Genomic DNA, 5227 nt, shown 5'->3' with positions numbered 1-5227 from the left:
GCCGCGCACCGCTGGCGGCGCCCCCGACAGGCGCACGGTGACATGGCCGCCCGCGCCATCGCCGGCCGGGCTCCAACTGGTGGCCGACACCGGCAAAGGCCGGGCACGCCATTGGGTGAAATGCGCCAGCGCCTGTTCCTGAGTGGCCTCGTAGCGCAATGTGCGTTCTTCAAAAGGCCGCGGCACCACTTTCAAGGACACGTCGAGAATGGCGCCGAATATCCCGTGCGAACCGGCCAGCAGTCGCGATACGTCATAGCCCGCCACGTTCTTCATGACCTCCCCGCCAAACGACAGGATGCGGCCCTGCGAGTCCAGCATGCGCACGCCCAGCACAAAATCGCGCACCGCGCCGGCCGCCATGCGGCGCGGGCCGGCCAGGCCGGCGGCCACGCAACCGCCCACTGTGGCCGATGCGCCGAAATGCGGCGGCTCGAACGCCAGCATCTGGCCGCGCTCGGCCAGGGCCGCCTCCAGGAAAGCCAGGGAAGTGCCCGCGCGCACCGTCACTACCAGCTCGGACGGCTGGTAGCTGACGATGCCGCTATAGGCGGTCATGTCGAGCAGACAATGGCCATCTTGAGGCGTGACGGGTCGATAGTTGCCATAGAACGACTTGCTGCCGCCCCCCACGACAAACAGGGGCTTGTGGCCGGCGCGCGCCGTCATGACCTGGTCGCACAACTCCGACAGGACGAAATCCATGCGGCGGCCCTAGAATCGCGCCAACTCGGGAAAGCTCAGCTCTCCTGCATGGACATGCATCTTGCCGTATTCGGCACAGCGTGCCAGGGTGGGAATCACCTTTTCGGGATTCAACAGGCCTGGCGGGTCAAACGCCCGCTTCACGGCCAGGAACGCGTCCAGCTCATCGCGCGAAAATTGCACACACATTTGATTTATCTTCTCCATACCCACCCCGTGTTCGCCTGTCAGGGTGCCTCCGACTTGCACGCACAGCTCGAGAATGGCCGCGCCAAATTTTTCCGCCCGCTCGACCTCGTCGGGCTTGTTCGAATCAAACAGGATCAGCGGGTGCAGATTGCCGTCGCCGGCATGGAACACATTGGCGCAGCGCAGGCCGAACTCGTCTTCCATTTGCTCGATGGCGCCCAGCACGCGCGCCAGATGCCGGCGCGGAATCGTGCCATCCATACAGTAGTAGTCGGGCGATACGCGCCCGGCCGCGGGGAATGCATTCTTGCGGCCGGCCCAGAAGCGCAGGCGTTCGGCCTCGTCGCGCGATACCTGCAGGCGCGTGGCGCCAGCCTGGCTGAACACGGCTTCCATGCGTTCGATCTCGTGGGCCACTTCGTCGGGCGTGCCATCCGATTCACACAACAGAATGGCCTGGGCGGACGTATCGTAGCCTGCCTGCACGAAGGGTTCGACCATGCGCACGGCCTGCTGGTCCATCATTTCGAGCCCGGCCGGTATGATGCCGTCGGCAATGATGTTGGTAACCGCCTGCCCGGCCGCCTCGACGCTGGAGAAACTGGCCATGACCACTTGCGCGCAGGCCGGCTTGGGGATCAGCTTGACAGTGATCTCGGTAACCACCCCCAGCATGCCCTCCGATCCGATGAACAGGGCCAGCAGATCCAGGCCGGGCGCGTCCGGCGCATCGGAGCCGAGCTCGACCACATCGCCGTCGATGGTTACCACGCGCACGCGCAGCACATTGTGGACGGTCAGGCCGTACTTCAGGCAATGCACGCCGCCTGAGTTCTCGGCCACGTTGCCGCCGATGGAACAGGCGATCTGGCTGGAGGGATCCGGGGCGTAGTACAGACCGTACGGAGACGCCGCCTCGGAGATCGCCAGGTTCCGCACGCCGGGCTCGACCACCGCCGTGGCGCTGGCCTGGTCGACGCGCTTGATGCGATTGAACTTGGCCAGGCCCATCAGGATGCCCTGGGCATGCGGCATGGCGCCGCCCGACAGGCCCGTGCCCGCGCCGCGCGCAACCAGGGGCACATTCATGCGCTTGCACAGGCGCATGACCGCCACCACTTGCTCCTCGGTTTCCGGAAGCACCACCACGGGTGGCAGCGCGCGGTACAGCGAGAGCCCGTCGCACTCATAGGGACGGGTATCTTCCTCGCGGTGCAGCACACAATGCGCCGGCAGTACGCGGTATAGCGCCTCGATGACCTGCGTCGCGGCGAAGGGTTGCTGGGCGTGGCTGAGATTGGGTTCGGCCAATGAATTCATGAGCGCAACAATAGCGCGAGGCCGCCTTTCCCGGCAGAGCGGATTTACCCGCACCCGGGCCTCGTGCTGGTACGACCAGTCAGGCGGATCAGCGGGCTTACCAGCTGATGATCTTGCCGGGATTGAGGATATTGTTCGGATCGAATGCGTGTTTCAGGCTGCGCATCAGGGCCAATGCGTCTTCACCATGCTCTTCGGCCATGAATTGCATTTTGTGCAACCCCACGCCGTGTTCGCCAGTGCACGTGCCGTCGGCTGCAATGGCGCGCCGCACCAAATTGTGATTAATGGTTTCAGATTCTTGCCACTCCGACTCGCTGTCGGCGTCCAGCAACATCAGCACGTGGAAGTTGCCATCGCCCACGTGGCCGACAATGGTGTACGGAAAGCTGGCGCGGTCCAGTTCGTCGACGGTTTCACGCACGCAATCGGCCAGGCGCGAAATCGGCACGCAGACGTCGGTGGTGCTGGCGCGGCAGCCGGGGCGCAATTGCAGCCCGGCAAAATACGCATTGTGGCGCGCGGCCCAAAGGCGGCTGCGGTCTTCGGGGCGTTCGGCCCATTCGAAATCCATGCCGCCGTGCTCGCTGGTAATGCTTTGCACGATCTCGGCCTGCTCTTGTACGCCGGCCGCACTACCGTGGAACTCGAACACCAGCATCGGGGTTTCTCGCAGGTTCAGCTTGCTGTGCAAATTGACGGCCCGCACGCCGGCGGCATCCATGAATTCCACCCGTGCCACCGGCACACCCATCTGGATGATCTCGATGACGCTCTGCACGGCCTCGTCTAGTGCCGGGAAATTGCACACCGCAGCCGAAACGGCTTCCGGTTGCGGATACAGCCTGACAGTGACTTCGGTAATGATGCCCAGCGTGCCCTCGCTGCCCACGAAAATGCGCGTCAGGTCGTAGCCTGCCGAGGACTTGCGTGCGCGCCCGGCGGTACGCACCACGCGGCCATCGGCCGTTACCACGGTCAGCGACATCACGTTTTCGCGCATGGTGCCATAGCGCACGGCGTTAGTGCCGGACGCCCGCGTGGCGGCCATGCCGCCCAGGCTGGCATCGGCGCCGGGATCGATGGGGAAGAACAGGCCCGTGTCGCGGATTTCCTCGTTCAGTTGCTTGCGCGTGACGCCGGCCTGCACGGTTACCGTGAGGTCTTCGGCATTGACCGACAGCACGCGGTTCATTTGCGACAGGTCGATACTGATGCCGCCCTGGATGGCAAGCAAGTGGCCTTCCAGCGATGAACCGGCGCCATAGGGAATGAGCGGCACGCGGTGCTCGTTGCACAGGCGCGCCACCGCCGCGACTTCTTCAGTGGTTTGGGCGAACACCACCGCGTCGGGCAGCATGGGCGGATACGGCGATTCGTCGCGGCCATGATGCTCGCGCACGGCGGCCGCCAGGGACAGGCGATCGGCGAACAACGCGCGCAGCGCATCCAGACAGGCGGGCGGCAGCGGGCGGCGCAGGGATTCGGCGGAGGCGGGAGCGTTCATGGCGTCGTGGGCGTGAAAGACGTGGAACTTGTCATTCTACGCCCGCCGCTTACTTGCCGGCCGTGCTGGCGACCCGGCGGCGCCCCTTCACCGCCCGCGCCAGGCGCTCGAGCACCTCGACCGAGGCATCCCAATCGATGCAGCCGTCGGTGATGCTCTGGCCATAGACCAGCGGTTCGCCGGCCACCATGTCCTGGCGTCCGGCCAGCAGGTGGCTTTCGATCATCAGCCCCACGATGCGCGTGTCCCCCGCTTCGATCTGTCGGCCCACATCGTCGGCCACCAGGGGTTGGTTCTCAGGCTTCTTGCTGCTGTTGGCATGGCTGGCATCGATCATGACACGCTGCGCCAGGCCCGACTTGGACAGGTCCTGGCAGGCCGCGGCCACGCTGTCAGCGTCGTAGTTCGGCGCCTTGCCGCCGCGCAGGATGACGTGGCAGTCTTCATTGCCGGCGGTGGACACAATGGCGGAATGCCCGCCCTTGGTAACCGACAGGAAGTGATGCGGCTGCGACGCGGCCTTGATGGCGTCGACCGCGATTTTCACGTTGCCGTCCGTGCCGTTCTTGAACCCCACCGGACACGACAGCCCGGAAGCCAGCTCGCGGTGAACCTGGCTTTCGGTCGTGCGCGCACCGATGGCGCCCCAGGACACCAGGTCGGCGATGTACTGCGGGGTAATCATGTCCAGGAATTCGCAGCCGGCCGGCAGGCCCTGGGCGTTGATGTCCAGCAGCAGTTCGCGGGCGACCCGGATGCCGCGGTTGATGTCGAAACTGCCATCCAGGCCCGGGTCGTTGATCAGCCCCTTCCAGCCCACCGTGGTGCGCGGTTTCTCGAAGTACACGCGCATCACCACTTCCAGCTCGCCCTGCAGGCGGTCGCGCACGGGCTTGAGGCGGCTGGCGTATTCCAGCGCGGCCTTGGTGTCGTGGATCGAACAAGGGCCGATCACCACGATCAGGCGGTCGTCCATGCCGTGCAGAATGCGGTGCATGGCCTGGCGGGCGGCGAAGACGGTTTCCGAAGCAGGCTGCGCGCAGGGAAATTCACGCATGACATGCGAAGGCGGGTTCAGCTCTTTGATTTCGCGGATGCGAAGATCGTCGGTGTTGTGTGACACGGTGTTGCTCCTGGGTGACCCGCCAGGCTGACGGCACAAAAAAGCCGCCAGGGGGCTGGCGGCTTTTTCGAGGGATTTTTCCGGACTTCAGATTGAGCGCGTCCCTTCCTCCGCCAGCGGCTTCAGAAAACCAAAAAAATAAAAATAAAAGGCGGGGGACGCGAATTTCATGACGACAGACTCTAGCACAGAACCCGCCAAGCCGTCCAGAAGGGCGCAGGCGGGTGAACCCTGACAGGAATCGGCGATCCAAGCCCGATGCCACAATTTCGTCCATTCCTGCGCACCCTGCTGCGCATGACCGCCCGCCTGGGACTGCTGGCCTTGCTGGGCGCCGCGGCCTGGTGGGCCTGGCCGCGGCTGCCAGACCCCTGGCGCGCGCC

The 5227-nt window shown here is 65.0% G+C and carries 4 protein-coding genes; all 4 read right to left on the bottom strand.

Annotated features, from left to right (window positions below):
- A partial coding sequence (glcE, locus tag LPZ50_RS21420) for a glycolate oxidase subunit GlcE (RefSeq protein WP_230664763.1) occupies positions 1–705 on the bottom strand: 705 nt, incomplete at its 3' end.
- Between the two features lie 9 nt (positions 706–714).
- The gene (locus LPZ50_RS21415; protein ID WP_230664762.1) at positions 715–2214 is read right to left on the bottom strand and encodes an FAD-linked oxidase C-terminal domain-containing protein; all 1500 of its coding nucleotides are present in this window, start codon (positions 2212–2214) and stop codon (positions 715–717) included.
- A gap of 97 nt (positions 2215–2311) precedes the next feature.
- Positions 2312–3721, bottom strand: a complete 1410-nt coding sequence (locus LPZ50_RS21410; protein WP_230664760.1) for an FAD-binding oxidoreductase — start codon at positions 3719–3721, stop codon at positions 2312–2314.
- Positions 3722–3770: 49 nt separating this feature from the next.
- Positions 3771–4844 carry a 3-deoxy-7-phosphoheptulonate synthase AroG gene (aroG, locus tag LPZ50_RS21405; protein ID WP_230664758.1) on the bottom strand — a complete coding sequence of 358 codons (1074 nt, stop codon included), beginning with the start codon at positions 4842–4844 and terminating at the stop codon, positions 3771–3773.
- Positions 4845–5227: the final 383 nt, after the last annotated feature.

This window comes from Bordetella petrii (assembly GCF_020991325.1).
Lineage (GTDB): Bacteria > Pseudomonadota > Gammaproteobacteria > Burkholderiales > Burkholderiaceae_B > Bordetella_A > Bordetella_A petrii_E.
The sequence above is the reverse complement of the archived record's forward strand: the minus strand, read 5'-3'. Positions and strand labels throughout refer to the sequence as shown.

Bases quoted from the DNA above. Each gene is read 5' to 3' on its own strand.
- LPZ50_RS21415 (WP_230664762.1), bottom strand. From the start codon at position 2,214: ATGAATTCATTGGCCGAACCCAATCTCAGCCACGCCCAGCAACCCTTC.
- LPZ50_RS21410 (WP_230664760.1), bottom strand. From the start codon at position 3,721: ATGAACGCTCCCGCCTCCGCCGAATCCCTGCGCCGCCCGCTGCCGCCC.